This window comes from Actinophytocola sp., from assembly GCF_036378875.1.
In the GTDB taxonomy this organism is placed as follows: domain Bacteria; phylum Actinomycetota; class Actinomycetes; order Mycobacteriales; family Pseudonocardiaceae; genus Actinophytocola.
The window spans coordinates 48,738-74,366 of sequence record NZ_DASUVO010000171.1 but is presented as its reverse complement, the minus strand read 5'-3'; the positions used below and the strand labels follow the sequence as shown (position 1 = coordinate 74,366).

Genomic DNA, 25,629 nt, shown 5'->3' with positions numbered 1-25,629 from the left:
GTTCGGTCACTCACAGTCTGCCCATGTGATCTAGAGTAAGTCAATCAGCTGACTTAATCTCTGAGTACCGACTCTGGGGAGGCTTCACATGTCGTTAGCCGGCGCCGCGCCGCGGCCCAATGTCGTCGTGGCGGTGCTCGCTCTCGGCGGCATCACGGTGTCGCTGATGCAGACGCTGGTCATCCCGCTCATCCCGATGCTGCCGGGGCTGCTGCACGCCTCACCGGCCGACACGACGTGGGTGATCACCGCGACGCTGCTCGCCAGCGCCGTCGCGACCCCGGTCGTCGGACGGCTCGGCGACATGTACGGCAAGCGAGCCATGCTCCTGCTCAGCCTGTGCCTGCTGGTGGCCGGCTCCACCGTCGCCGCGCTGTCGGACAGCCTGGTGCCGATGCTCGCCGGCCGGGTGCTGCAGGGCCTCGCGTCCGGCGTCATTCCCTTGGGGATCAGCATCATGCGTGACGAACTGCCGGCCGAGAAGCTCGGCTCGGCGACCGCGATGATGAGCTCGTCGCTGGGTGTCGGCGGCGCGCTCGGCCTGCCGGCGTCGGCTTTGCTGATCGAGAACACCGACTGGCACGTGCTGTTCTGGACCGCGGCCGGGCTCGGTGTCGTGGTGATCGGGTTCGTACTGACCTTCGTGCCGGAGTCGAGCGTGCGGACCGGCGGCCGGTTCGACGTGGTGGGCGCGCTCGGTCTTTCCACGGCACTGGTCTGCCTGCTGCTGGCGATCTCCAAGGGCGCCGACTGGGGCTGGACCGACGGGCTGACCCTCGGCCTGTTCGGCGCGGCCGTGCTCGTGCTGCTGCTGTGGGGTTGGTTCGAGCTGCGGACCCGCATGCCACTGGTCGACCTGCGGACGTCCGCGCGCCGGCAGGTGCTCGTCACGAACCTGGCGTCGGTCGTGTTCGCGTTCGCCATGTTCGCGATGTCGCTGGTCCTGCCGCAGCTCCTGCAGCTGCCAGCGGCGACCGGTTACGGACTGGGCCAGTCGCTGCTGGTCACGGGACTCGTGTTGGTGCCGGCCGGCCTGGTGATGATGGCGACCTCGCCGGTGTCCGCGCGGATCTCCCGGGCACGCGGCCCCAAGACGACGCTGATGGTGGGCGCGGTCGTGGTCGCCGCCGGGTACGGGCTCGGGGCCGTGTTCATGTCGGCCATCTGGCAGCTGTTGATCGTGTCCGCGTTGATCGGCGCCGGCATCGGTCTGGCGTACGGGTCGATGCCGGCGCTGATCATGGGGGCCGTGCCGATCTCGGAGACGGCGGCGGCCAACAGCCTCAACACGCTCATGCGAGCCATCGGCACGTCGATCTCCAGCGCGGTGGCCGGCGTGATCCTGGCGCACCTGACGATCCCGTTCGGCCCGGCCGAGGTGCCGTCCCAGGGCGGTTTCCGCCTGATCATGGCCCTGGGCAGCGGCGCGGCGCTCGCGGCACTCGCGATCGCCGCGTTCATCCCCGGCCGGGCCCGTCAGACCGAGGAGGCCGCCGAGAGCCGCCACAGCGACGTGATCTCCGCCGCCCGGTAGACCGACAGCGAGTCCGCTCGCCGGCGGGGCCGAGGGCGGGTGTCGAGGCGGTCGACCACGGTGAGTCGCGCGTCGGCGAACATGCCGGTCAGCTCGCCGCGGCGGCGCAGCCCGAGCCGCTCCGCCAGGTCGGAGAGGACCAGCCAGGCCTCCCCGCCGGGCGTCAACCGTGCCGACACCTCGTGCAGGAAACGCCGCAGCACGCGGGATTCGGGGTCGTAGACCGCGGCGTCGAGCGGTGCGGCCGGGGTGGCCGGCAGCCACGGCGGATTGCACACGACCAGGTCCGCGCGCCCGGCAGGGAACAGGTCGGCCAGCCGCACCTCGATTCGGCCGGTCAGGCCGAGCCGGCGCGTGTTGTCGCGGGCGCAGGCGACCGCGCGGGGCTCGATGTCCGTGGCCACCACCCGTCCCGCGCCACGGCGGGCGAGCAGGGCGGCCAGCACGCCGGTGCCGGTCCCGACGTCGAAGGCCGTCGTCGCCCCCGGCCACGGCGCGTCGGCCACCAGCTGGACGTAGTCCTGGCGGGTGGGCGCGAACACGCCGTAGTGCGGGTGGATCGTGGCGTCCAGCGCGGGCACCAGGACACCCCGCGCGCGCCACTGGTGTGCGCCGAGCACACCGAGGAGCTCGGCGAGCGGGACGAGGGCGGGACCGGGATCCGGGCCGTACGCCTGCCGGCACGCCAGCGACACGTCGGGCGCGTGTGGGAGGTCGATTCGGTAGCCGGGCCCCAGCTCGAGCACGAGCCGGTTGAGCAGGCGCGCCCGGTCCGCGGTGACCGCGCGGTGGCGGTGGAAGGTCTCGGCCGGCGTGTCGCCGGGCGGGACCGGGCGCCGGTCGAGGCGCCGCCTCATCGCGGCGAGCAGCTGGCGCGCGTTGCGGTAGTCGCCGCGCCACAACACGGCCCTGCCGCGCCGCACGAGCGTGAGCGCGCGGTCGGCACGGAGGTCGTCGCCGGCAACGACGAGGTGGGCGGGGCGGGGATGGCGGTTGGACAACCAGTGAACATGGTGTGCCACAAGGACTCCCAGATACGGGGGAGCCGTCTTCGGCAGGATCAGCGGACCGTCCGAAGACGGCCCGGTTCGGTTGGGCCGTCAGTCAGACGGACCGCGCCACACCACCGCACCTGCGACCATGGCGGCACCGTACCAGTAGCTCACTCCGCGAAGGCCTTCAACGCGTCGATGGTCCGCCGGCTCTCGCGACGGAAACGGGACAGCACCAACGGTTCGACCGGCTTGAGCTGCCACGGCAGGTCGGCCGTGACGACGCGCTCGACCCGTACCCCGCCGTCGACGGGCGAGAGCGTGTAGGTCACCCGGATGTCGATCACCCCCAGCAGTCGGGGCCTCATCGTCATCGGCTGGTGGAACGTCACGCGAGTCGGCGCGGCCAGCTCGGTGACCGTGCCGCGCCGGACACCCGTGCGGCTGCGCTCCACGTACGTCGTGCCGACGGTGACCGGGTCTGTGCTGATCTTGGTCGTGCCGGCGTAGTCAGTGGAGTCCGAAAGCCACCGGCCGTACCCGGGCAGGTCGACGAGCGCCTCGAACACCCGCTCGGCCGGCGCGTCGATCTCGATCACCAGCGTGATGGTCGCCACATCGCAGAGGGTAACGTGGCGATACCCGCGAGCCCTGGAGGATTGCCATGTTGCGCAGAGCAGCCATCGGACTGGTGGCAGCCGTCCTGCTCGTTCTCGTGCCCGGCACCGCGACCGCGACGCCGCCGCGCGGGGTGACCGGCACGATCCTCGCCCGGTGGACGATCGGCGACACCGACTACGTGCTGCGGGAGATCACCGTGGAGCCGGGCGGGAGCACAGGCTGGCACTTCCACGACGGCACTCTCTACGGGGCGGTGAAGGAAGGCACGCTCACCCGGACGATGTCCGACTGCACGACCACCTTCACGCATCCCACCGGGACCGCGCTGGTCGAGGACCCGGCGCACGTCCACATCGGACGTAACCTCGGCGGCACCCCGGTCGTGCTCCTGGTGCTGTACGTCAACCCAGCCGGCAGCCCGCTCTCCCGCGACGCCGCCAACCCCGGCTGCGACTTCGAATGAACGCTCGGCGGCTCCTGTCCGTGTAGAAGGGTATGACCACGCGTCTGCTCGGGTTCGCCGCTGCCCTGTGCGCGCTGGTGGCCGCCGCCGGCTGCTCGGTGCCCGCCCAGACGGCACCGGTGGCCACCACGTCGTCCTGGCCCGCCCCGAAACCCACCAAGCCGTACACGGTCGAGGAACTCGCCGCGACCATCGGCTGCACCCCGGAGTTCCAGGGCACGACCACCGACTTCCGGCAGGCGGCCTGCAAGACGGGCGACACCAAGTACATGCTCCTCGACTTCACCACCGCCGAGGCCCAGGACGGCTGGTTCGAGTACGCGATCCTCTACGGCTCCCCCTACCTGGTGGGTGAGCGGTGGATCCTCACCAGCTCCTCCAACGACGAGATCACCAAGCTCCAGGGCGAACTGGGCGGCACCGTCGAACAGGACGAGGAGATGGCGGGCCACGGCGGCGCCACCACCGGCGGCCACTAGGCCAACGATCACGCGGGGCCCGCCCGGGCTACTGCCGGAATGCCCGAAGCACGACCTGGCGAGTCACGGACGCGTCGTGTGCGACAGCCTCCGCGTAGTCGGCCGGTCCCCGACAGGTCGGCACATCACCCATAGCCTTGATCAACACCACTCTGGCGGCCTCTCCGCAGGCGCACCGTTCGCCTGGGTGTGGAGGGCGCGTTCCTGGCCGACCTCGCAGAGCTTCCATCTCCGCCACCCTTTGCCGTTCACCGAGCTCAGTCGATCATCACTGGATAACTCGTCCTTACCAGTTATCTGTCCATGTTTCAGCAGGTCAGTTAGCTGGTCAATACCAGCTTGGGAGGATCACTCGATCGGTCACGCAGCGGGTAGCCTCGGAACTCTCGTCAAGACGTGCTGACCAGCGCGCGGAGGTGCCCGCATTGATCAATCGCTACAGCGGTGTGCCCGCCTATCGGCAGGTTGCCGACGACATCCGCGCGAGGATCAACTCTGGTGAGTACGGCCCTGGCGACAAGCTCCCGTCAGAGCGAGAGATGGTGGACGCCTACGGCGTGAGCCGCCCGACCGTTCGGGACGCGATCGGCCTGCTCCGCAGTCAGGGCATCGTCACCGCCGAGCACGGCAAGGGTGTGTTCGTCAGGCGGTTGCCGCCCGTGACCAGGCTCAGCACGGAGCGGCTGTCCCGCGCCAGTCGAGAAGCCAACCAGGCAGCCTTCTTGGGCGATGCCGCCACAGGCGGGTTCAAGGCGACCAGTGCCACCAGGGTCTACTTCGAGCCCGCCGTCGCCCGCATTGCCGACGTCCTGGGAGTCGAACCGGGCACCGAGGTCTGCGTACGCGACCGCGTGATGAACAGGAACGACATGCCGGTCCAGCTCGCCGTGTCACGTCTACCCCGCAGCCTGACGACGGGTACCGCGATCGAACAGGAGAACCCTGGGCCAGGCGGCGTCTACGCGCGGCTGGAGGAGGCCGGGCACCGGTTCGCGCACTTCACCGAGACGGTCAGCGCGCGCATGCCGACACCCGACGAAACCTCCGCCTTGCGGCTCGCGACCGGCACGCCGGTCATCACGGTGACCAGGGTCGCCTACACGACGACCGGCGCGGCGGTCGAGGTCAACGACATGGTGATGGTCGCCGACCGTTTCGAACTCGTCTACGAGATCCCGGCCGACTGACGCCGGGACCAAGCCGCGCCTCGGTCAACTCGTGTGCGTCGCCTCGCTGCGGTAGTCGCTGTACTGGTACGGGTTTTCCAGGACCGTGGACTCCGGGATCTCCGGGTTCATGCCCTGCTGCCACGCCTCGTCGCCCATCGAGGAGCGCAGGTGCTCCACGGTGCGTTCGACGGCGGTGCGGGCAGCGGCCAGGTCGACGTCCACCAGGCGGTGTTCGTGCTTGACGACGCGGCCGTTCACCAGCACCGTGTGCACGTCGCCGCGCTGGGCCTGGAACGCGACCTGGCCGTACGGGTTGAGCAGCGGGAACGACACCGGCGAGTGCTCGTTCTTGATCAGGACCACGTCGGCCTTCTTGCCCGGCTCCAACGAGCCGAGGTCCGAGCGACCGATCGCGTCCGCGCCGCCACGGGTCGCCCACGCCACGACGTGCTCGGCGCGCAGGGCGTGGTGGGTGACCGTCTCGTTCTTGGCGTGGGCCTCCAGGTGTGCCCGCGACCGGTCCGCGCCGAGCGTGGTGCGCATGGCGCTGAACAGGTCGCCGCTCCACCAGACGCTCGTGTCCATCGACAGTGACACCGGGATGCCGAACGCACGGATCGCCCACGTGGTCGGGTAGCCCTGCCCCGCGCTCTGCTCGCTCTCCGTCGCCACCGAGACCGAGCCGCCGGTCGCCGCGATCCGCTGGTAGGAGTCGGTGGACAGCGTCGACGCGTGCACGTAGACCGTCTCCGGGGTCATGAAGCCGTTCTCGTACATCTGCCGGATGCCCTCGTCGTTGGTCGCGCCCCACACGCCGGCGTGGGTGGTGACCGCGACGCCGAGGTCGCGGGCCACCTCGAACGCCGGTTTCTCCGGGAAGCCCGGCTCGCCGAGCACGTCGAACGCCATCTGGAAGCCCAGCATGTCGCTGCCGGTGATGCGTCTGTTCACGAAGTCGCGGAACTCGGGCGCCGCCGACCACTCCGCTGGCGGCTGCTGGATGTTGCCGTAGGCAAGCACGAACCGGCCGGGCACCGACTCGAGCGCGTCCACCGCGGCGTCGGCGTGGTCGGTGGTCTGGAGGCCGTGCGACCAGTCGACGACGGTGGTGACTCCCGCGTCGATGGCCTCGATCGCCGAGAGGAGGTTGCCAGCGTGGATGTCCTCCGGGCGGAACAGCTTGCCGTGGTCGAGGTAGTACCAGACGAAGTACTGGGTGAGGGTCCAGTCCGCGCCGTAGGCCCGCATGGCGGTCTGCCACATGTGCCGGTGCGTGTCGATCATCCCCGGCATGACGATGCCGTCCGTGGCGTCGACCACCTGCGCGCCGTCCGGCGCGGTGAGGTTCGGCCCCACCTCGGCGATCCTGTCCCCCAGCACCAGCACGTCGGTGTTCGTGAGCACCGAGTGGGCGTCGTCCATCGGCAGCACCGTACCGCCACGCATGAGCACAGGCCTTGACTCGTTCATCATCGAACTCCTCATCGGACAATTGTCCGTATGCCGGCTGTCTATGGGCGTTACTCTGATCCCGCACCACCGGGAAGTCAAGGAGCGCACATGCCGAGAGAAGGCACCGGACCGGACTTCATCGAGGCGTTGGCACGCGGCCTCGAGGTCATCGCCGCGTTCGAGCCGAACCGTCCGGTCATGGCCCTGACCGAGGTGGCGTCCGCGACGGGCCTGGCCAGGCCGACGGCCCGGCGAATCCTGCTCACGCTGACCGAGCTGGGTTACGTGCGCGCGGAGGGCGCGGGATACGCGCTGACGCCGCGGGTGCTGGACCTCGGCGTCGCGTACGTCCGCTCGCAGGGCCTGTGGGACATCGCCAGACCCCACATGGAAGAGCTGTCGACGGCGACGAACGAGTCGTGCTCGATCGCGCAGCTGGACGGCTCGGACATCGTGTACGTGGCGCGGGTGGCGGTGCCGAAGATCGTGGCGCTGGCCGTGCAGATCGGCACCCGGTTCCCCGCACTGCAGACCTCACTCGGGAAGGTCCTGCTGGCGGCCCTCGATCCGCCCGCGGTGGACGAGGTGCTGGCGGAACCGAGCCGCTCGGGGCTCACGCCACGCTGGCAACCGGACCGCGCCGAACGGGACGCGGAGTTACGGGAGGTCCGGGCCCGCGGCTGGGCACTCACGGACGAGCAGCTGACGCTGGGAATCCGCTCGGTGGCCGCCCCACTGCGCGACGGCGCGGGCCGCGTGGTCGGTGCGCTGAACGTGAACACCCACGCCGCCGAGACCCCACTCGACCACCTGCTCGGCCACCATCTCCCCCTGCTGCTCAAGGCCGCGGGCGAGATCAGCGCGGACTACGCCCGCCTGGCACAGGTCCCCCACGTGACCCGCACTGCGGCCTCCTGAGCAGTCCTGACCTTTGGGGCTTGACCTTGACCCTGGGGCAGGGTCCGAGCATGGGTGCATGGACGCCGTTTCACTTCCCACCACCCGCCCGACGGGTTGCCCCTTCGATCCGCCCAGTGAGCTGGCCGAGCTGCGCGCGCGGCCGGTGCGTCGGATGACCTTCCCGGACAAGCACGAAGGTTGGCTGGTCACGGGTCATGCGCAGGCCCGTGCCGTGCTCGCCGACTCGCGGTTCAGTTCGCGGCACGAGCTGATGCACTACCCGCTCGCCGACGTCGGCGAGATGCCGCCCGCACCGGTCGGCACGCTCACCGCGATGGACCCGCCCGAGCACACCCGCTACCGCAAGCTGCTGGCCGGCAAGTTCACCGTTCGCCGGATGCGTCAGCTCACCGAGCGGCTCGAGGAGATCACCGCGGTACAGCTGGACGCCATGGCCGCGCTGGGTTCGCCGGTCGACCTGGTGTCGGCGTTCGCCCAGCCGGTGCCGGCGGTGACGATCTGTGAGCTGCTCGGCGTCCCGTACGCGGACCGCGAGTCGTTCCAGCGTGACGCGGCGACCCTGAGTGGGGTGGACGTGACGCCGGAGGAGCAGTACGCGGCGTTCGGCGCCATCGCGGAGTACCTGCGTGGGCTGGTCAAGGCCAAGCGCGCGGCCCCCACCGACGACCTCCTCAGCGACCTGACCACGAGCGACCTCACCGACGACGAGCTCGCCGGGGTGGCCAGCTTCCTGCTCGGCGCCGGCCTGGACACGACCGCGAACATGCTCGCCCTCGGCACGTTCGCGCTGCTGAGCCACCCCGACCAGCTCAGCGCCCTGCGCGCGGAACCGGCCCTGATCGACGGTGCCGTCGAGGAACTTCTGCGGTACCTGACCATCGCGCACACCGGCGCACGCGCGGCGCTGGAGGACGTCGAGCTGGACGGTCAGCTCGTCAGGGCCGGGGAGACCGTCACGCTCGCGATCGGCGCGGCCAACCGGGATCCCGCGAGGTTCCCCGACCCGGACCGACTGGACGTGCGGCGACAGGCCACCGGGCACCTGGCTTTCGGTCACGGCGTCCACCAGTGCCTTGGCCAGCAGCTGGCGCGTATCGAGATGCGGGTGGCGTTCCCGGCGCTGCTCAGCCGCTTCCCGACGCTGCGCCTCGCCGTGTCGCCGGAGGAGGTGCCGCTGCGGCATGGCAACGACATCCACGGCGTGCACCGCCTGCCGGTCGCGTGGACGTGAGAATGGTCCGGTGATCACCATCGGCCAGCTCGCCGGCTACGCGGGCGTGACGATCAAGGCTGTCCGCCACTACCACTCGCGTGGGTTGCTCCCGGAGCCGCCGCGCGACTCGTCGGGCTACCGCCGGTACAACGCCCAGCACGCCATCGACCTGGTCAAGATCAAGACCTTGGCCGACGCCGGTGTGCCGCTGGCGCGGGTGAAGGAGCTGCTCGCCGCCTCCCCGGAACGCTTCGACGCCGCGATCGCGGAGATCGACCGGGACCTGCGGGCGAAGGCCGAGGAGATTCGCCGCACACGCAAGCGGTTGACCCAGCTGCGCGGCGGCGACCAGCTGTTCGTCACCCCGGAGGCGGCCGACCACCTCGAGCGGCTGAGCGCGATGGGCGTCAGCGAACGCGCGGTCCTGGTGGAACGCGACCTGTGGATCCTGTTGCAGTCGGTCTCCCCGAAGGAGGCGGCGACGTGGCTCGCCGACCGCCAGGACGCGATCGAGGACCCGGAGTTCCGCGCCATCTACCTCGAGTACGACGCGGCCTACTGGTGGTCTCCCGACGATCCCCGGCTCGTCGCCCTGGCCGACCGCACCCTGAGGTGGCTCACGCAACGCGAGTCCGGTTTGGTCCCGGCCCCGGACCCGGCGGTCGCCCGGCTGATCGCGAGCTCCCAGGACGACGCGTCCTCACCGGCCTGGGATCGCATCACCGAGCTGCTCGAATCCCGCATGACCGAGTGAGCGACGCGCGCAGCGCACTTGACAGCGGCCCCGACCCCGCCCAGGATCACGGACAAGTGTCCGCTGAACGGACGGAGGCTCATGAAGGGTCCGCTGGACGGGGTGCTCGTTGCTGATTTCTCCCGGATTCTCGCCGGGCCGTACGCCACCATGCTCCTGGCTGACATGGGGGCGGACGTGATCAAGGTCGAGGGGCCGAGGGGCGATGACACCCGGACCTGGATGCCGCCGGTGCGGGACGGGACCTCCACCTACTACCTCGGCATCAACCGGGGTAAGCGGTCGATCGCGCTCGACCTACGGGACGAGGGCGACGCCGAGGCCGCACGGGAGCTGGCCAGGCGCGCGGACGTCGTCATCGAGAACTTCAAACCCGGCGGTCTCGACCGCTTCGGGCTCGGATACGACGACGTCCGCACGGCCAACCCCGGGGTCATCTACTCCTCCATCACCGGGTTCGGCACCGGCGCCGGGCGGGACGTGCCCGGTTACGACCTCATGGTCCAGGCCATCTCGGGGCTCATGAGCCTGACCGGCGACCCCGACGGACCGCCCTACCGTGCCGGCATCTCGGTGTTCGACGTGATGGCCGGCAACCACGCGGTGATCGGGATCCTCGCCGCGCTCCGGCACCGCGACGCGACCGGTGAGGGCCAGCGGGTCGAGGTCAACCTGCTCTCCTCCGCCCTCACGGGACTGGTGAACCACAGTTCCGCGTACGTGGCCGGCGACGTGGTCCCCTACCGCATGGGCAACGCGCACCCGAGTGTCTTCCCGTACGAACCGTTGCCCACCAAGGACAACGACCTCATCGTCTCCGCGGCCAACGACGGGCAGTTCCGCAAGCTGTGCGAGGTGCTCGGCATCCCCGAGATCGCCGACGACGCCCGTTTCGCCACCAACGCGGACCGCACGGCCAACCGGGAGGAGCTGCGCCCGCTGCTCACCGAGAAGCTGAGCACGAGGTCGGCCGTCGAGTGGTTCGACCTGCTCGTCGCGGCCGGGGTGCCGTGCGGGCCGATCAACACGATCGACGGCGGGTTCGCGATGGCGGAGCGGTTCGAGCTGGAGCCGATCGTGACCGTCGGGGAGGGCGAGCGCGCGGTGCCGACGACCCGCCACCCGATCCGGTTCTCCCGGACACCGGTGAGCTACGCGTTACCCCCGCCCGAGTTGGACGAGCACGGGGACGAGATCCGGAAATGGTTGGGGGAAAAGGATGGTTGACTACCCGACCGCCCTCGGGGCCTCGTCGCGCGACAAGATCACGTTGCTTGGCAAGGACCTCGCCGAGGACGTCATGGGCGAGGTCGGGTTCGGTGAGCTCGCGTTCTGGCTCGCCACGCAGCGCCGGCCCAGCAGCGGCGAGACCAGGGTGTTCGAGGCAGTGCTGGCCGCGCTCGCCGACCACGGCTTCACCCCGACCGCGATCGTCACCCGGCTGACCTACCTGTCGGCGCCGGACTCCGTGCAGGGCGCACTCGCGGCGGGGCTGCTCGGCGGTGGGTCGCGGTTCCTCGGGGTGACAGAGGACTGCGGCCGGTTCCTGCACGAACAGCTCAGGGAGACCCAACTGCCGCTCGACGACGACGGCTGGGACCTGCTCGCGCTGAAGGTGCTCACCATGCACCGGGGAAGGCGCATTCCCGGACTCGGTCACCACGTGCACAAGGACGGCGACCCGCGCACGCCACGGCTCTTCCAGATCGCACAGGAGGAGAACCTGTTCGGCCCGCACCTGTCGCTGTTCGCGGCGATCGGGCGGGTGCACGCGCGGGTGCTCGGCAAGACGCTGCCGCTCAACGGCGCCGGGGTGTGCGGTGCCGCGCTCGCCGATCTCGGTCTGCCGCTCGAACTGCTCCGCGGCTTCGCGCTGCTGGCCCGCACGGCCGGGCTGATCGGACAGCTCGCCGAGGAACTACGCAACCCGGTCGCGAACGAGATCTTCCTGTCGGTGGATTTGAACAACGTGTCCGTCCCACCCGAACCTTATGGAGGTGCACATGGCTGAACTGGTCGCCGTGATCGCGTCCACGCACCATCCCTTCTACTACAAGGCAAGCACGGCCAGCGACGAGGAGCGGCCGCCGTTCGCCGACGAGTGGGTGCGGAAGGTGGAGGCGTTCCGGGAGACGCTCACGAAGGCGCGACCGGACGTGCTGGTGATGGTCGGCTCCGATCACTTCCACCAGCTGTGGCTGGACAACATGCCGCAGTTCCTCATCGGGAAGGCGCCGTTCTACGACGCCAACTGGTACAACGAGGAACGCGAGTTCGGCCTGCCTCGCATGGTGATGCGTGGGCAGGAGGACCTGTCGTCCTACCTGTTGCGGGAGGGCCTCGACGCGGGCTTCGACCTCGCGTTCTCCAACGAGCTGCGCATCGACCACTCGATCACGTGCCCGATCATCACGTTGCGGCCGCAGAACGACCTGCCGATCGTTCCCGTCTACACCAACATCTTCGCCCCTCCGCTGCCGCAGCCGAAGCGGTTCGTCCAGTTGGGACGGACCATCCGGCAGCTGGTCGAGTCGTGGCCGTCCGACCAGCGGGTCGCGGTGATCGGGACCGGTCACCTGTCGCTGGAGCTGGGTGGTCCGCGCCAGTTCGGGGCGCACGGACCGGATCCTGAGTTCGACCGCAGGGCCGTGGAATGGATCTCGCGGGGCGACATCGAGGGTTGCTGCGGCGAGGTGACGCTCGACAGCCTGCACCTGCCAGGCAACGCAACGCACGGGTTCATGGACTTCATGCTGATGATGGGCGTGGCCGGCGAAGGTCAGAAGGCGGACTACGTCGACACCTACGACCTGTTCCACACCATGGAGGCCTACTTCACCTGGTACCCGAAGGGAGTTCCGTCGTGAGCAAGTACTTGCTGAACAAGTTCCTGTTCACGGTCGACCGCGACCCTGCACTCGTGGAGCGCTACCGCGAGGATCCACAGGGGACGGTCGAGTGGTGGGAGGCGAACGAGGCCAACCGGATCCTCGCCTGCCACACCGGTGAGTCGTCGACGTGGCTGCGGTTCGACGACGACGAGCGCACCGCACTGTCCAGTCACGACTATCCGAAGCTGTTCGAGATGGGCGCGCACCCGTTCCTGACGCTGACGCTGTTCATCGCGATGTTCGAGCGGGACCACGAGGAGCCGCTGGGGTTCCAGCTGGAGTACGCCCGCAAGCTCGCCCACCTGTCCCTGCCGTACCCGGACATCGCGACATGAGCGGAGCTTGCGGAGCGAATCATCAGCAATCAGGACGGCGCCGAGCCCGCGGAGGGCGCCGGAGTAGCGGAGCCTGCGGAGCGTTCCGGTGCCACGGAGCGGGAGCGGCGGCGTCATGACCTGGGCACTGTCCCTCCACACTCCCGGTGAGCTGCCGAAAGTCGTCGGGTGGGACGAGCCGGCTCCGGGTCCCGGCGAGGTACTGGTGCACGTGACGGCCGCGCCGATCTCGGCGCTCGACCTGCTCTGCGCGTCGGGGACGTCGTACTTCGGGGTGCCGGCCACCCCGTACGTGCCGGGCGTGCAGGGCGTCGGCACGGTGGCCGGGCGGACGGTCTGGTTCTCCACCACGGCGGGGATGCGGCCCGGCAACGGCAGCATGGCGGCCACCGTCGCGGTGGCGGAGGACGATGTGGTGCCGCTGCCCGAGGGCATCGATCCGGTGCTCGTCGCCGCGCTCGGGTTCTCGGCCGTGGCCGCGCAGATGGCGATGACGTGGCGTGGTGAGCTGACCGAGGGCGAGCAGGTGATCGTGCTCGGCGCGGGGGGCGTCGTCGGCCAGTCGGCGGTCCAACTGGCCCGCGTGGCGGGTGCCCGGCGCGTGGTGGCCGCGGCGCGTTCGGCGAACGGCCAGGCCAGGGCGGCGAAGGCGGGCGCGGACGCCGTGGTCGCACTCGACACGTCCGATGTGGACGAGCTGGCGGCCAGATTCGCGTCCGCCGTGGACGGACCGGCCGACCTGTTGCTGGACCCGCTGTTCGGGGTACCGGCGGCGGCGGCCGCCCGGTCGCTGCGGGCCGGTGGTCGCTGGGTGAACCTGGGTGGTTCGGCCGGGGAGACCAGCCCGGTCACGTCGGCGCTGCTGCGGAGCAAGTCGTTGCGGCTCCTGGGTTACACCAACAACGAGCTGACGCGACAGCAACGCGCGGACGCCATGGGCGTGGTCGCGGCCAGGGTCGCGGAAGGCGCGCTGACCGTGCCACACGAGACGGTCACACCAGCAGAAGTCCCGGCCGCGTGGGCAGACCACGTGGCCGGGACGCGCGAACTCCGAACCGTCCTGGTTAGCGGGTGACCTTGTGCCGCGAGCCCGCGACGGACTCGGCCACGCCGATGAGTAGCACGGACGCGATCACGGCGACGATGAAGCCGAGGACGTTGAGCTCCATGATGTCGCCCGTGCCGAGCAGGTTGGCGATCGTTCCGCCGATGACGGAACCGACCAGACCGAGCAGCAGCGTGGCGATGATGCCGAGGTTCTGCTTACCCGGCTTGATCAGACGCGCGAGGGCGCCGATTATCAGCCCGGCGACGATGAAGCCGATCATAGGAAAACCTCCTGTGTCGTCAGCATCTGAGCAGTACCCGGCAGGGCCGCCGGCCAAACGAGAACGAACCTCACCTCACCGTGGTGGAGCGATCACCGAGGCAAGTGGACGGTCGGCGGCGCTGGTCAGCAGCACGTCCGCGGCCGTGAAGAGGGCCGGTTCCGCGTGCGGGTGCGGGATGGCGACGCAGCGAAGTCCGGCCGCCTTGGCCGCGGCGACGCCGTGCACCGTGTCCTCGAACGCCAGCGCGCGGTCGGCGGGCACGCCGAGCCGTGCCAGAGCCAGCAGGTAGACGTCCGGCTCGGGTTTCACCGACTCCACCTCGTCGCCGCAGGCCAGGAACTCGAAGCGGTCGAGGTAGCCGATGCGGGACAGGTGGTCGGTGATCCAGTCGCGGGGCGAACTGCTGGCCACCGCGAGGCGTAAGCCCAGGTCACGGGCCTCGTCGAGCCACTCGCCGATGCCGGCGCACAGCTCGAGAGCGGCGTGCACCTCGTCCCGGTAGGCCATGCGTGCGGCATGGCTCGCGGCCTGGTCGTAGTCCGGCCCGACGGCGGCGGCCAGCGCGGCGTAGCGCTCGGCGGTGACGTCTCCCCCGTGCGGCGCGAAGAAGGTCCCCAGGTCAAGCTCCAGCCCGTGCCACTCCCACAGGTACTGCCACACCCGCAACGAAGTGGTCTCCGTGTCCATCAGCAGCCCGTCGAAGTCGAACACCAACGCGTCGATCCGCATGCCGGCAGTATGCCCCGGGTAATGTTTGATCTCGTGAAACCCGCAAGTGACGAGCGAACCCCGGATGGTGGCCTCGGCGCTCGGCCTGACCAGGAACAACTCATGACGGTCCGGACCGACGACCGGGAGGACGTGCTCATCCTCACAGTCGAGGGGGACGTCGACGGTCTCACCTCACCTCGGCTGGCCGCGGCGATCTCGGGCGCCTATCGCGCCCTCGCCGGCCGGCCGCTGGTCCTGGACCTGTCGAACGTGCAGTTCCTGGGCTCCACCGGCCTGCGCACGCTGCGGGAAACCGCCCAGGGCCCAGGCCCGCTGCGCATCGTGGTGGATCAGCAGCGACCCGTGATCCGGCCCATCGAAATCGTTGGCCTGGACCAGATTCTCGCGCTCTACCACACCGTCGAGGACGCGATCGCCGCCGGCGATCTGCGGTAGCGCCGGAAGCTGGGACAATAGCGACCGTGCCGCCAAGCTCCGAGCGTCAGCTGGGTAACGACCCCACCCGCGCCCCTGGCGTGCCGACCCTGGCCCTGGTCCTCGCAGCCGACTGGATCTCCCCCTCGGTCGCGCGTGACCGGGTACGTGCCTGGCTGAGAGCCAACCAGTGGTCCCCGGCCCACACCGACGACCTGGTGCTCGCGGTCAACGAGGCGGTCAGCAACAGCATCGAGCACGGCTACCAGATCGGGCAGGAGGACCCACCCGGCCAACAGACGATCGAGGTCGACGGCACGATCAGCCGTGCGGCCGACGGCATCCGCCACGTGGAGATCTCCGTGCGGGACACCGGCTCATGGGTGCCCCCGACCGTCGACGGGCACTCCAACCGCGGGCAGGGCATCCGGCTGATGCGCGCCTGCGTGGAACACCTGACGATCGACGGCACGTCCGACGGCACGACCGTGGTCCTCCAGAGAAGCATGGGCATGCCGGCCTAGCGCAAGCGCGCGTAAAAGAGAAAATCTCCAAAGCCGACAAGGTCACTAGAGTGCGCCCATGGCAATCGGGACCACGCGGGGGAAGCGCAGGTTAGGCCGCTACCTGAGGCCATTCGTGGAAGCGTCGGGCCTGACCCCGGACCAACTGGCGGCCACGGTCCGCACGTCGCCGCAAACGGTCAAGCGCCTGCTGAAAGGCGACAACCTCCCGGGCTTCCACCTGTTCAGCGCGGTTCTGGCCGCGCTCCGACTGTCCAACGGCGACAAACTGCGGGCGCTGGAACTCTACGAGGTCGCCGACGCGGACATCTCCACGATCGAGCATGCCGGCAGTCTGCAACCGAAGTATCGGCGTTTCCGGCTGGACGAGAGCGAAGCGGCGGTGGAGCGCGTCATCGACGCGGTCGTGATCACCGGGCTGCTCCAGACGGAGGCGTACGCGAAGGCTCTCGCGCTCGCCAACCGGCCGGCCTGGAAGGGGCGGTGGGACGCCGAGACGTCGGCGGCGGAGCGGAAGAACCGGCAGTCGCTGCTCCTGCGCCCGACGAACCCGCTGCGGCTGCACGCGTTGCTGGACGAGCGGGTGCTGGACCTCATGGTCGGCGGGCCGGACGTGATGATCGAGCAGTTCCACCACCTCGTCGCGATGGCCGAGCGCGGCAACGTCGACATCCAGATCTTGCCGAAGCACGCCGGACCTTACGGTGCCATGTCGGGTCCACTGTTTCTGCTGGGTTTTCCCGAGGACGATGAGCCAGACTCGGCGTATGTCGAGAGTCTGCTGGGGGGACACGTAGTGGAGAAGGACGAGGACGTGGCCATGCTGTCCGCCGTGTGGGACGGCGCGCACCGGATGGCCTTGCCGGCCGACGAGTCGATCACCGTGATCGAGGCGGCAAGAGCACGGGTTGAGAGAGACCGATGAGCACCTGGCGCAAGAGCACGTTCAGCAACGACCAGTCGATGTGCGTGGAGATCAACGGCGCGCGCGACGCGATTCGGGACAGCAAGAACCCCGCGGCCGAGCTTCGGCTGCCCGGTGGCGCGGTGGCGGAGTTGGTCGGTTACGCGTCTTCGAGCGCGGCGGACAGTTCCGGGTAGACGGACAGGAGGTTGTCCAGGCCGGTCACCCGGATGGGCCGGAGGGTGTCGCGGTTACCGCCCACCACGCGGACCTTCGTGTGCTCGCCTGCCGCCTCGTGCGCGGCCACGATCGCCGACATGCCAACGGACGCAAGGAAAGTCACGCCGGTCAGGTCGATCACGAGCACAGGCGGTCGCCTCCGCAGCTCCTGCGAGCACGCCTCGGCGAAGGTCGGGGTGGTGAGCAGGTCCAGCTCTCCGGCGACGTGCAGGACGACGGCGTCGCCGTGCTGCTCGACGTCGACCGAGACGCCGAACTGGTCGCCCGGGGGCAGCGGAGCGTTGGGCATGGGCCGTATCTTGCCCGGCCGCGCGCGTGCGCGACAGTGGGGTCTCGCTCACCGGACGTGACAGGCGCTAAGTGGCGACTACGGCTTCGTGTGTGGTTGCTTGACCGCCTCCGACAACCCGCCCGCCACGAACAGGACGACCCCGACCGGGATGAACACCCACCACTGGCCGAGGAAGATGGTCAGCAGGATGGCGGCGGGGACGCCGAAGAGAAGGGCCAGCCCGGCGACGACTTCCAGTGCGTTGCTGGCGGGTGTCTCGACCAGTTCGGTCTTCTTGCCCCTGGTCGGCGGGCTGACGAGCTGGCCGGCCTTCTGGATCAGCTGGCTCGGCGGGATCGCGGAGCTGAGATCCGGGTGCGGCGCCGGCAGGTCGGTGAACAACGCCTCCAGCTCACCCCTGGTGCGTGCGATCATGGCCTGTCCGCAGCGTTCTTCGTACTCCACCAGCTCCAGGCGCCCGGTGGACAGGTGCATGCCCAGAGTCGAGACGGCCTCGTCCCGCTCGGAGTTGCTGACCTTGATGTCGGCCGATCCCATGGCGAGATTCTATGCAACCAAGACCATCGCGAGTCTCGCTTCTGGCCCCTGCGAGTCTCGTTTTCGGCCCCTATGAGTTTCGTTTTGGGGAACACCGGGCGTACACGAAAACGCAACTCGCAGGGGCTGAACGCGCGACTCGCGGGGTTACCGCATCCGGGGCACGGCGTGTTTTGCCTCTGCTGCTCTCAGCACCGACGCCGCGCCGTCGATCTCGTTGGAGCCCAGCAGGGCGAGTGCCTTCTTCACCGCGTCCTGCATGGCCATGTGGTCGGCGACCTGGGCGGTCAGTTCCGCGCTCTTCTGCCACAGGTCGATGAACACCGCGACCTTCGAACGCAGGACCCACGGGTCGAACGGCTTGGTGATGAAGTCGACCGCGCCGATCTGGTAGCCGCGGAAGGCGAGTCGGGCGTCGTAGTCGAGTGCGGTCAGGAAGATGATCGGGATGTGCCTGGTCCGCTCGCGCTGCTTGATGTGCGTCGCGGTCTCGAAGCCGTCCATGGTGGGCATCGACGCGTCCAGGAGGATCACCGCGAAGTCGTCCACCAGGAGGCTCTTCAACGCCTCCTCGCCGCTCGTGACCGCGACGGTCTCGACCGCCAGGCCTTGCAGGATCGCCTCCAGGGCAACGAGGTTCTCCCTGCGGTCGTCGACGAGCAGTGCCTTCGCCGTCACCGCTGCGCACCTCGCATGACCCACGACGACACGACGTCCAGCAACTGGTCGAGGTCGACGGGTTTGGTGACGTAGTCGTCGGCACCCGCGGCGAAGCTCGCCTCGCGGTCCTCCGGCATGGCCTTCGCGGTCAGGAACACCACCGGCGTGTGCGCGCCGGCCGGCAGCTGCCTGATCTGACGGGTCGTCTCGTTACCGTCCATGTTGGGCATCATCGCGTCCATCAACACGATGTCAATTTCCGGGTGCTCGCTCAGCAGCCGGACGCCGTCCACGCCGTTGTCCGCGTACAGCACCGTCATCCCGTGCAGTTCCAGTGCGGACGTCAGCGCGAACGCGTTGCGCACGTCGTCGTCGACGATCAGGACGGTCACCCCCGTCAGCTCCCTGGCGACGGCCGGGGCGCCCACGGACGGGCGCAGTATCGGTGTGCCGATCGGCGGCAGGCCGTCCTCCGTCTCGACGAGTGGTGTGCTCCGTTTCCGTTCCGCACCCGGTGCGGCCACGGGGATGTACAACGTGAACGTCGACCCGACGCCCAGCTCGGACTCCACGGAGATCGCGCCGCCCAAGAGCCGCGCCAGCTCCTTGGAGATGGACAGCCCGAGGCCGGTGCCGCCGAAGCGCCGGCTTGTGGTGCCGTCGGCCTGCTGGAACGCCTCGAAGATCATCTCGAACTTCTCGTCGGCGATGCCGATCCCGGTGTCCTTCACCGAGAACCCGACCTCGTCGGCGGTGCGGCCCGGTGAGATCGTCAGCGTGACCGTGCCGCGCTCGGTGAACTTCACCGCGTTGGACAGCAGGTTGCGCAGGATCTGTTGCAGGCGCTGGATGTCCGTGACCAGGGTGACGGGCGTGCCGTCCGCGACCAGCACCGCCAGTTCGAGGCCCTTCTCCTCAGCCTGCGCCACGAGCGCGCGCCGCGCGTCGGCCGCCACCTCCGCCACGTCCACCGGGCCGGGGTGGATGGTGACACGGCCCGCCTCGATCTTCGACAGGTCGAGGATGTCGTCGATCAGCGCGAGCAGGTCGGAACCGGCGTTGTGGATGGTGTTGGCGAACTCGATCTGCTTCGGCGACAGGTTCTTCTCCGGGTTGTCCGCGAGCAGCCGCGCCAGCAACAGCAGCGAGTTCAGCGGGGTGCGGAGCTCGTGGCTCATGTTCGCGAAGAACTCGGACTTGTACTGGCTCGCGACCGCGAGCTGCTGCGCGTTCTCCTCGACCCGGCGCCTGGCCGCCTCGATCTCCAGGTTCTTGATCTCGATGTTGCGGTTCTGCTCGGACAGCAGCGCCGCCTTGTCCTCCAGCTCGGCGTTGGTGCGCTGCAGCTCGGCGGACTGGTTCCGCAGCTCCTCGGCGAGCCGTTGGGACTGCGCCAGCAGCTCCTCGGTACGCACGTTCGCGCGGATCGTGTTGATCGCGATGCCGATCGTCAGCGCGAGGCGCTCCAGGAAGGTCAGGTGCAGTTCGGAGAACTCGGTGACCGACCCGACCTCCAGTACGCCGACGGTCTCGCCCTCGAACAGGACCGGCGCGACGACCAGCGCGGTCGGCGTGAACGTGCCGATGCCCGACCGGATGGGCGCGAAGTTGGCCCGCGCGTCCCGGACGGCGATGACCTGCTTGGTCTCGGCGGCCTGGCCGACGAGCCCTTCACCGCGGCCGAAGCGGACCGGCAGGTCGTCCGCGCCGAGCCCGTACGAGCCGAACAGCCGCCAGTCCTGCTCGCTGTCCGGGTCGCCGCTGCCGGGGTTGAGGAAGAACGCGCCGGCCTGCCCGTTCACCAGCGGCACGACCTCGTTCATGATCATCTGGCAGACGGCGGTGAGGTCCCGCTCGCCCTGCAGCAGACCGCTGATCCGCGCGAGGTTGGAGTCCAGCCAGCTCTGGTTCGCGTTCTCGGTGGTGGTCTCGCCCAGCGTGACGATCATCTGGTTGATGTTGTCCTTGAGGTCCGCGACCTCGCCGCTGGCCTGCACACCGATCCGCTGGGTCAGGTCGCCGCGGGTCACGGCCGTGGAGACACCGGCGATCGCGCGCAGCTGGATGGTCAGCGTGGTCGCGAGCTGGTTGACGTTCTCGGTGAGGTCACGCCAGGTGCCCGCGACACCCCTCACCTGCGCCTGACCACCGAGCTTGCCTTCCGTACCCACCTCGCGAGCCACACGGGTGACCTCGTCGGCGAACGAGGAAAGCTGGTCCACCATCGTGTTCACGGTCGACTTCAACGCCAGGATCTCACCCTGCGCGTCCACCGTGATCTTCTGCGACAGGTCGCCTTCCGCCACCGCGGTCGAGACCTGGGCGATGTTGCGCACCTGGTTGGTCAGGTTCGACGCCATGTAGTTCACGTTGTCCGTCAGGTCCCGCCACGTACCGGCGACACCCTTCACCTGCGCCTGACCACCCAGCTTGCCTTCCGTACCCACCTCGCGAGCCACACGCGTGACCTCGTCCGCGAACGACGACAGCTGGTCCACCATGATGTTCACGGTGTTCTTCAGCGCCAGGATCTCACCCTGCGCGTCGACCGTGATCTTCTGCGACAGGTCGCCCTTCGCCACCGCCGTCGTCACCTGGGCGATGTTGCGGACCTGGCCGGTGAGGTTGGACGCCATGTAGTTCACGGTGTCGGTGAGGTCCCGCCAGGTGCCGGCGATGCCACGGACCTGGGCCTGGCCCCCGAGCTTGCCTTCCGTACCCACCTCGCGAGCCACACGGGTGACCTCGTCCGCGAACGAGGAAAGCTGGTCCACCATCGTGTTCACGGTCGACTTCAACGCCAGGATCTCACCCTGCGCGTCCACCGTGATCTTCTGCGACAGGTCGCCCTCGGCCACCGCGGTCGAGACCTGGGCGATGTTGCGCACCTGGTTGGTCAGGTTCGACGCCATGTAGTTCACGTTGTCGGTCAGGTCCCGCCACGTGCCCGCGACACCCTTCACCTGCGCCTGACCACCCAGCTTGCCCTCGGTGCCCACCTCACGGGCCACACGCGTGACCTCGTCCGCGAACGACGACAGCTGGTCCACCATGATGTTCACGGTCGACTTCAGCTCGAGGATCTCACCCTGCGCGTCGACCGTGATCTTCTGCGACAGGTCGCCCTTCGCCACCGCCGTCGTCACCTGGGCGATGTTGCGGACCTGGGCGGTCAGGTTGCCGGCCAGCCGGTTCACGCTCTCGGTGAGGTTGCGCCAGGTTCCCGAGACTCCTTCAACCTGCGCCTGACCGCCCAGCTTTCCTTCCGTACCAACTTCGCGGGCCACACGGGTGACCTCGTCGGCGAACGACGACAGCTGGTCCACCATCGTGTTGACGGTGTCCTTGAGGGCCACCATCTCGCCGCGGGCGTCCACCGTGATCTTCTGACTCAGGTCACCCTTCGCCACCGCCGTCGTCACCTGGGCGATGTTGCGGACCTGTTCGGTGAGGTTGGCGGCGAGCTGGTTCACCGCGTCGGTCAGGTCCTTCCAGGTGCCGGCCACGTTCGGCACGGTCGCCTGGCCGCCGAGCCGGCCCTCGGTGCCCACCTCGCGGGCCACGCGGGTGACCTCGTGGGCGAAGACCCGCAGCGTGTCGGTCAGCGAGTTGATCGTCTCGGCCAGCTCCGCGATCTCGCCTCGCGCGCTCACGGTGATCTTGCGGGACAGGTCGCCCTGCGCGATGGCCGTCGCGGCGGAGGAGATCGACCGCACCTGGTTGGTCAGGTTGGACGCCATCGTGTTCACGGAGTCGGTCAGCGCCCGCCAGGTGCCGGACACGCCGTGCACGTCGGCCTGGCCGCCCAGCTTGCCCTCGGTGCCCACCTCGCGGGCCACACGCGTGACCTCGTCCGCGAACGACGACAGCTGGTCCACCATCGTGTTCACCGTGCGGCCGATGCGGTTGAACTCGCCACGCAGCGGGCGGCCCTCGATCTCCAGCGCCATGTGCTGGGACAGGTCGCCGTCCGCGACCGCCGCGATCACGCGGGCGATCTCCGACGTCGGCCGGGCGAGCTCGTCGATCAGCGAGTTGACCGCGGCCGCGCCGGAGCGCCACGCTCCGTCGAACTCGTCCTCGTTCATCCGCTCGAGCATCCGGCCCTCGCGGCCGACGACCCGGCTGATCCGCAACAGCTCGCGGTTGCGGTGCTCGGTCAGCTCGACGAGTGCGTTGAAGCCGTCCACCACCTGACCGGCCAGCCCGCCTCTCCGCGTGAGACGCACGTCGAACGAGCCCTGCCGCACCGTGGCCATCGCGGTGACGAGCTCGGTGAGCAGGCCGTCGAGATCGTCACGACGTTCCTGCTCGGAGGCCGTGACTTCTGGTGCTGCCATGGGTCGCCTCCAGGAGTGTGCTCAGAAGCCGTTTCGCTCCGCAAGCTCCGCTCAGGAGAGTCTACGAGCGTGGCGTGCTTATAGAAGCGTGCCCGGTTGTGCGCGTTTGGCAACCAGGCACACTACGGGCGTGTTCTCACGTCGAGCCCAGTTCCCAGGAGACGCCGGCGCGCCCAGTGCGGCCCGCCGGTTCGTCCGGGCGGTGCTCGCCAAGATGAGACGTGACGACCTGGCCGACGACGTGGTGCTGCTCGCGAGCGAGCTCTGTGAGAACGCCGTGCTGCACGCCGGAACCGGGTTCACCATCGAGCTGTCCCTGGCCGACGTCGGTGACCTCACGGTGGCGGTGACCGACCACGGCCCGGCACCGATGGAGCTGCGCAGGGCCGAGCAGCCCGCCAACCCGGAGTACGGCGGCCGAGGGCTCGCGCTCGTCCACACGCTCGCGACCGCCTGGGGCAGCCGCCACGACCGCAACGGTCACCAGGTGTGGTTCACGATCGGCGGCCGTGTCCCGGTCAGGCCGGCTCCGCCCGCCGACATGCCGCCGGAGTGGCCGGATCCGGACACCGCGCGCTGGCTGCTGTACATGCCGGTGACCGAGGACCTGCCGCTGCCCGTGGTCGTGGCCGAGCTGACCCGGCGGCTCGGCGACGTGCTGGGCGTGCCCGGCGCGGCCGTGCTGCTGGACGGTGAGACCGGCACCGTGGAACTGGCCGGGTTCGGCGACCGCACCCGCCCTTCGGCCGTCGTCGTGCCGCTGCCGCTCACCCCGCCGCGGGCGGGCCGCCTGGTCGTCCACGGCGAGTCGGTCCCCGAGTCCACCACCGAGCTGGCCCGGCTCACCGCCCAGCGGATCACGCTGGCCGTCGAGGCCGACCAGCAGCACAGCGCCGACCGCGAGCGCTGGCTGTGGATGACGTACCTGGCCGAAGCCACCGAGATGTTCTCCAACTCCCTCGACGTGCGGCTCACCGCCGCGATCGTGCCGCAGGTGCTGGTGCCGAGGCTGGGCCGCTGGTGTGCGCTGCACCTGCACGACCAGCGCGGCAGGCTGGAGCTGGCCGCACTGACGCACGAGGACGAGAACGCGCTGGCGGCGCTGCGGGACGAGCTGGGACCGCTGGCCGAGCGCGACGGCGCGCTGTCCGTGCTGCTCGACGACGGCGCGGACGCCGCGGCACTCGGCTCGCCGCTCGACGGCGTGGTGATGCCGCTGCGGGTCGGTGGCCGGGCGATCGGCACGATCAGCGTCGGCAGGCCGGGCCACCGCGCGCACCGCCCGGAAGAGTTGATGATCATCACCGAGCTCACCCGGCGGGCGGCGCAGGCGGTCGACAACGCGCAACGCGACAGCGCGCACGTGGCGACCTCCCAGGCACTGCAGCAGGCACTGCTGCCACGCGCGCTGCCGCAGGCCGAGGGGGTGCGGTTCTCGGCCGCGTACCTGCCGGTCAGTTCGGGCGCGGACGTCGGCGGCGACTTCTACGACGTGCTGACCCTCGGGCCGGACCGGTGGTTCGCGGTGGTCGGCGACGTGTGCGGGAAGGGCCCGAGAGCCGCGGCACGCACGGGGCTCGTGCGGGACGTGCTGCGTGTGCTGCTGCGCGACGGCCAACCGCTCGCCAGGACGTTCGAGCTGCTCAACGAGATGATGCTGGAGGCGGGCGACCCGTCGCAGTTCGCCACGGTCGCGCTCGCGCTGATCACCCGGCAGCACACCGAGCCGGCGTCGGTGGCGGTGGAGCTGGTGCTGGCCGGGCACGAGCAGCCTGCGCTCGTGTACGCCGACGGCAACGTGTCCTACCTCGGCACGCACGGCAGCGCGGTGGGCCTGGTGCGGAAGTTCGCGGTACACCCGACCCGGCACGTCCTGCTGGCCGGCGACACGCTCGTGTTCTACACCGACGGGGTGACCGAGCACCGGCGCGGCGCCGAGCTGTTCGGGCCGGAACGGCTGGCCAAGGCGCTGCGACGGGCCGGCAACCGCACGGCGGACGGCCTGATCACGGCGGTCCGGCAGGCGGTGGAGGACTTTTCGGCCGAAGCACACCGCGATGACATCGCGATGGTGGCGGTGCAGGTCCCCCCTGGTGACGGTGCGCGTTCGCTGGAATAGGCTTCGCGCGTGTCCGACCCTGTCCAGCTGCGGACCGACCGACCGGCGCCGAACTGCGTCGTGCTGTCGGTCGTCGGCGAGATCGACCTGGTCACCGCGCCAGGCCTCGAGACGGCGATCGCCGAGCACGTCGCCGTCGCGCCGTACCTGGTGATCGACCTGTCCGAGGTTACGTTCTTCGGTTCCCTCGGTCTCGCCGCGCTGATGCGCGCGATGAACCAGGCCGAGGAACGCGGCACCCGCCTGCTGCTGGTCGCCGGGCAGCGGGTGCTCCGGACGATGGACCTCACCAAGACCGCTGAACTGTTCAGCGTCTACGACAGTGTTGACGAAGCTTTGCGCTCCAACACGTAAAAGCTTGTCGCACAGGTGTTTTCCGGCCGACGATGGGGTATCCAGCGCGTAATTGACGGCCGCGATGCGTGGGAGTCCGCGATGCTCAGCCACGACGAAGACCGGCACCTCAGGGCGATCGAGCAGTGGTTCGAGCAGTCGGACCCCGAGTTCACCCGGATGCTGCGCAATCACGAGGCCCCGGAACGCAGGCGGCAGCGCAAGGCCGTGCGGGTCGCCATCTACCTGACCGGTGGGCTGCTGTTCGTCATCGGCGCGCTCGCGGCGACCGCGGTCATGATGGTCTTCGGCATCCTGGTGCTGGCGGCGGGAGCCTGCGTGCACATGGCCGCGCGCAGATAGGACCAGAATGGCGGTC

General features: G+C 69.5%; 28 protein-coding genes. 19 read left to right on the top strand and 9 right to left on the bottom strand.

The annotated features are described in order from the left end of the window. The first annotated feature begins 88 nt into the window (after window positions 1–88). Window positions 89–1,534 (top strand): MFS transporter, encoded by a 1,446-nt coding sequence (locus VF106_RS48210; protein ID WP_330846852.1) that lies wholly within the window; start codon window positions 89–91, stop codon window positions 1,532–1,534. Here the strand turns inward: VF106_RS48210 and VF106_RS48205 are convergent. Together VF106_RS48205 and VF106_RS48200 are read right to left on the bottom strand one after the other, a co-directional pair. Next, window positions 1,477–2,556 carry a methyltransferase gene (locus VF106_RS48205; RefSeq protein WP_330846851.1) on the bottom strand — a complete coding sequence of 360 codons (1,080 nt, stop codon included), beginning with the start codon at window positions 2,554–2,556 and terminating at the stop codon, window positions 1,477–1,479. The genes VF106_RS48210 and VF106_RS48205 overlap by 58 nt on opposite strands. 140 nt (window positions 2,557–2,696) lie before the next feature. Next, on the bottom strand, window positions 2,697–3,143 hold the full coding sequence (locus VF106_RS48200; RefSeq protein ID WP_330846850.1) for an SRPBCC family protein: 447 nt from the start codon (window positions 3,141–3,143) through the stop codon (window positions 2,697–2,699). A 47-nt stretch (window positions 3,144–3,190) separates the two neighbouring features. On the opposite strand from VF106_RS48200, the gene VF106_RS48195 reads away from it, so the two are divergent. The 3 genes from VF106_RS48195 to VF106_RS48185 all read left to right on the top strand — a co-directional run bounded on the left by VF106_RS48195 (window position 3,191) and on the right by VF106_RS48185 (window position 5,276). Continuing rightward, window positions 3,191–3,610 (top strand): cupin domain-containing protein, encoded by a 420-nt coding sequence (locus VF106_RS48195; protein ID WP_330846849.1) that lies wholly within the window; start codon window positions 3,191–3,193, stop codon window positions 3,608–3,610. Between the two features lie 32 nt (window positions 3,611–3,642). Next, the gene (locus VF106_RS48190) at window positions 3,643–4,089 is read left to right on the top strand and encodes a hypothetical protein (protein WP_330846848.1); all 447 of its coding nucleotides are present in this window, start codon (window positions 3,643–3,645) and stop codon (window positions 4,087–4,089) included. Between the two features lie 425 nt (window positions 4,090–4,514). After that, window positions 4,515–5,276, top strand: coding sequence for a GntR family transcriptional regulator (locus tag VF106_RS48185; protein ID WP_330846847.1), 762 nt, complete (start codon window positions 4,515–4,517; stop codon window positions 5,274–5,276). 24 nt (window positions 5,277–5,300) lie between these two features. Here VF106_RS48185 and VF106_RS48180 read toward each other — a convergent pair whose 3' ends face one another. Then, the gene (locus VF106_RS48180; protein ID WP_414639241.1) at window positions 5,301–6,731 is read right to left on the bottom strand and encodes an amidohydrolase family protein; all 1,431 of its coding nucleotides are present in this window, start codon (window positions 6,729–6,731) and stop codon (window positions 5,301–5,303) included. 87 nt (window positions 6,732–6,818) lie between these two features. Here VF106_RS48180 and VF106_RS48175 point away from each other — a divergent pair, with 87 nt between their 5' ends. The 8 genes from VF106_RS48175 (at window position 6,819) to VF106_RS48140 (ending at window position 13,899) form a co-directional block, all read left to right on the top strand. Further along, window positions 6,819–7,628: an IclR family transcriptional regulator domain-containing protein gene (locus VF106_RS48175; protein WP_330846845.1), complete on the top strand. Its 810-nt coding sequence runs from the start codon at window positions 6,819–6,821 to the stop codon at window positions 7,626–7,628. Between the two features lie 58 nt (window positions 7,629–7,686). Beyond that, window positions 7,687–8,862: a cytochrome P450 gene (locus tag VF106_RS48170; RefSeq protein ID WP_330846844.1), complete on the top strand. Its 1,176-nt coding sequence runs from the start codon at window positions 7,687–7,689 to the stop codon at window positions 8,860–8,862. Between the two features lie 10 nt (window positions 8,863–8,872). After that, on the top strand, window positions 8,873–9,598 hold the full coding sequence (locus VF106_RS48165) for a MerR family transcriptional regulator (RefSeq protein ID WP_330846843.1): 726 nt from the start codon (window positions 8,873–8,875) through the stop codon (window positions 9,596–9,598). Window positions 9,599–9,679: 81 nt separating this feature from the next. Further along, a complete protein-coding gene (locus tag VF106_RS48160; RefSeq protein ID WP_330846842.1) occupies window positions 9,680–10,825 on the top strand; it encodes a CaiB/BaiF CoA transferase family protein in 1,146 nt (381 codons plus the stop codon). Then, complete coding sequence (locus tag VF106_RS48155; protein WP_330846840.1) at window positions 10,818–11,609, top strand: citryl-CoA lyase; 792 nt, start codon at window positions 10,818–10,820, stop codon at window positions 11,607–11,609. The genes VF106_RS48160 and VF106_RS48155 overlap by 8 nt, the downstream gene beginning before the upstream one ends. Continuing rightward, on the top strand, window positions 11,602–12,465 hold the full coding sequence (locus tag VF106_RS48150) for a DODA-type extradiol aromatic ring-opening family dioxygenase (protein WP_330846839.1): 864 nt from the start codon (window positions 11,602–11,604) through the stop codon (window positions 12,463–12,465). The genes VF106_RS48155 and VF106_RS48150 overlap by 8 nt, the downstream gene beginning before the upstream one ends. Further along, a complete protein-coding gene (locus VF106_RS48145; protein WP_330846838.1) occupies window positions 12,462–12,824 on the top strand; it encodes a hypothetical protein in 363 nt (120 codons plus the stop codon). The genes VF106_RS48150 and VF106_RS48145 overlap by 4 nt, the downstream gene beginning before the upstream one ends. Window positions 12,825–12,939: 115 nt before the next feature. Continuing rightward, entirely contained in the window at window positions 12,940–13,899 is a 960-nt protein-coding gene (locus tag VF106_RS48140) for a zinc-binding dehydrogenase (RefSeq protein ID WP_330846837.1), read from the top strand. On the opposite strand, the gene VF106_RS48135 is transcribed toward VF106_RS48140, so the two are convergent. After that, window positions 13,889–14,152 carry a GlsB/YeaQ/YmgE family stress response membrane protein gene (locus VF106_RS48135; protein ID WP_330846836.1) on the bottom strand — a complete coding sequence of 88 codons (264 nt, stop codon included), beginning with the start codon at window positions 14,150–14,152 and terminating at the stop codon, window positions 13,889–13,891. The two genes, VF106_RS48140 and VF106_RS48135, sit on opposite strands and share 11 nt — an antisense overlap. A 75-nt stretch (window positions 14,153–14,227) precedes the next feature. Beyond that, on the bottom strand, window positions 14,228–14,884 hold the full coding sequence (locus VF106_RS48130; RefSeq protein WP_330846835.1) for an HAD family hydrolase: 657 nt from the start codon (window positions 14,882–14,884) through the stop codon (window positions 14,228–14,230). A 102-nt stretch (window positions 14,885–14,986) separates the two neighbouring features. Here VF106_RS48130 and VF106_RS48125 point away from each other — a divergent pair, with 102 nt between their 5' ends. Genes VF106_RS48125 through VF106_RS48110 form a run of 4 tightly spaced genes read left to right on the top strand, consistent with a single transcriptional unit; the run spans window position 14,987 to window position 16,926 of the window. Continuing rightward, window positions 14,987–15,322, top strand: coding sequence for an anti-sigma factor antagonist (locus VF106_RS48125; protein WP_330846834.1), 336 nt, complete (start codon window positions 14,987–14,989; stop codon window positions 15,320–15,322). Window positions 15,323–15,348: 26 nt separating this feature from the next. Further along, a complete protein-coding gene (locus VF106_RS48120) occupies window positions 15,349–15,825 on the top strand; it encodes an ATP-binding protein (RefSeq protein WP_330846833.1) in 477 nt (158 codons plus the stop codon). A 58-nt stretch (window positions 15,826–15,883) separates the two neighbouring features. After that, a complete protein-coding gene (locus VF106_RS48115; RefSeq protein WP_330846832.1) occupies window positions 15,884–16,750 on the top strand; it encodes a Scr1 family TA system antitoxin-like transcriptional regulator in 867 nt (288 codons plus the stop codon). Next, window positions 16,747–16,926, top strand: a complete 180-nt coding sequence (locus VF106_RS48110; protein ID WP_330846831.1) for a DUF397 domain-containing protein — start codon at window positions 16,747–16,749, stop codon at window positions 16,924–16,926. The genes VF106_RS48115 and VF106_RS48110 overlap by 4 nt, the downstream gene beginning before the upstream one ends. Here VF106_RS48110 and VF106_RS48105 read toward each other — a convergent pair. From VF106_RS48105 to VF106_RS48090, 4 genes are all read right to left on the bottom strand, one after another. Next, a complete protein-coding gene (locus VF106_RS48105) occupies window positions 16,890–17,258 on the bottom strand; it encodes an STAS domain-containing protein (protein WP_330846830.1) in 369 nt (122 codons plus the stop codon). The genes VF106_RS48110 and VF106_RS48105 overlap by 37 nt on opposite strands. A gap of 78 nt (window positions 17,259–17,336) precedes the next feature. Next, on the bottom strand, window positions 17,337–17,798 hold the full coding sequence (locus tag VF106_RS48100) for a DUF1707 SHOCT-like domain-containing protein (protein ID WP_330846829.1): 462 nt from the start codon (window positions 17,796–17,798) through the stop codon (window positions 17,337–17,339). A gap of 147 nt (window positions 17,799–17,945) precedes the next feature. Next, the gene (locus VF106_RS48095; RefSeq protein ID WP_330846828.1) at window positions 17,946–18,476 is read right to left on the bottom strand and encodes a response regulator; all 531 of its coding nucleotides are present in this window, start codon (window positions 18,474–18,476) and stop codon (window positions 17,946–17,948) included. Continuing rightward, the gene (locus tag VF106_RS48090; RefSeq protein WP_330846827.1) at window positions 18,473–22,798 is read right to left on the bottom strand and encodes a HAMP domain-containing protein; all 4,326 of its coding nucleotides are present in this window, start codon (window positions 22,796–22,798) and stop codon (window positions 18,473–18,475) included. Before VF106_RS48090 ends, VF106_RS48095 begins: the two co-directional genes overlap by 4 nt. A gap of 130 nt (window positions 22,799–22,928) precedes the next feature. Here VF106_RS48090 and VF106_RS48085 point away from each other — a divergent pair, with 130 nt between their 5' ends. From VF106_RS48085 to VF106_RS48075, 3 genes are all read left to right on the top strand, one after another. Then, complete coding sequence (locus VF106_RS48085) at window positions 22,929–24,917, top strand: SpoIIE family protein phosphatase (RefSeq protein ID WP_330846826.1); 1,989 nt, start codon at window positions 22,929–22,931, stop codon at window positions 24,915–24,917. 9 nt (window positions 24,918–24,926) lie between these two features. Beyond that, a complete protein-coding gene (locus VF106_RS48080; protein WP_330846825.1) occupies window positions 24,927–25,271 on the top strand; it encodes an STAS domain-containing protein in 345 nt (114 codons plus the stop codon). An 81-nt stretch (window positions 25,272–25,352) separates the two neighbouring features. Continuing rightward, window positions 25,353–25,613, top strand: a complete 261-nt coding sequence (locus VF106_RS48075; RefSeq protein WP_330846824.1) for a DUF3040 domain-containing protein — start codon at window positions 25,353–25,355, stop codon at window positions 25,611–25,613. Window positions 25,614–25,629 lie beyond the last annotated feature (16 nt).

Coding starts and splice junctions, on each gene's coding strand:
- VF106_RS48210 (WP_330846852.1), top strand. CDS start 89: ATGTCGTTAGCCGGCGCCGCGCCGCGGCCCAATGTCGTCGTGGCGGTG.
- VF106_RS48195 (WP_330846849.1), top strand. CDS start 3,191: ATGTTGCGCAGAGCAGCCATCGGACTGGTGGCAGCCGTCCTGCTCGTT.
- VF106_RS48190 (WP_330846848.1), top strand. CDS start 3,643: ATGACCACGCGTCTGCTCGGGTTCGCCGCTGCCCTGTGCGCGCTGGTG.
- VF106_RS48180 (WP_414639241.1), bottom strand. CDS start 6,731: ATGATGAACGAGTCAAGGCCTGTGCTCATGCGTGGCGGTACGGTGCTG.
- VF106_RS48175 (WP_330846845.1), top strand. CDS start 6,819: ATGCCGAGAGAAGGCACCGGACCGGACTTCATCGAGGCGTTGGCACGC.
- VF106_RS48170 (WP_330846844.1), top strand. CDS start 7,687: ATGGACGCCGTTTCACTTCCCACCACCCGCCCGACGGGTTGCCCCTTC.
- VF106_RS48160 (WP_330846842.1), top strand. CDS start 9,680: ATGAAGGGTCCGCTGGACGGGGTGCTCGTTGCTGATTTCTCCCGGATT.
- VF106_RS48155 (WP_330846840.1), top strand. CDS start 10,818: ATGGTTGACTACCCGACCGCCCTCGGGGCCTCGTCGCGCGACAAGATC.
- VF106_RS48150 (WP_330846839.1), top strand. CDS start 11,602: ATGGCTGAACTGGTCGCCGTGATCGCGTCCACGCACCATCCCTTCTAC.
- VF106_RS48140 (WP_330846837.1), top strand. CDS start 12,940: ATGACCTGGGCACTGTCCCTCCACACTCCCGGTGAGCTGCCGAAAGTC.
- VF106_RS48135 (WP_330846836.1), bottom strand. CDS start 14,152: ATGATCGGCTTCATCGTCGCCGGGCTGATAATCGGCGCCCTCGCGCGT.
- VF106_RS48130 (WP_330846835.1), bottom strand. CDS start 14,884: ATGCGGATCGACGCGTTGGTGTTCGACTTCGACGGGCTGCTGATGGAC.
- VF106_RS48125 (WP_330846834.1), top strand. CDS start 14,987: ATGACGGTCCGGACCGACGACCGGGAGGACGTGCTCATCCTCACAGTC.
- VF106_RS48115 (WP_330846832.1), top strand. CDS start 15,884: ATGGCAATCGGGACCACGCGGGGGAAGCGCAGGTTAGGCCGCTACCTG.
- VF106_RS48110 (WP_330846831.1), top strand. CDS start 16,747: ATGAGCACCTGGCGCAAGAGCACGTTCAGCAACGACCAGTCGATGTGC.
- VF106_RS48105 (WP_330846830.1), bottom strand. CDS start 17,258: ATGCCCAACGCTCCGCTGCCCCCGGGCGACCAGTTCGGCGTCTCGGTC.
- VF106_RS48100 (WP_330846829.1), bottom strand. CDS start 17,798: ATGGGATCGGCCGACATCAAGGTCAGCAACTCCGAGCGGGACGAGGCC.
- VF106_RS48090 (WP_330846827.1), bottom strand. CDS start 22,798: ATGGCAGCACCAGAAGTCACGGCCTCCGAGCAGGAACGTCGTGACGAT.
- VF106_RS48075 (WP_330846824.1), top strand. CDS start 25,353: ATGCTCAGCCACGACGAAGACCGGCACCTCAGGGCGATCGAGCAGTGG.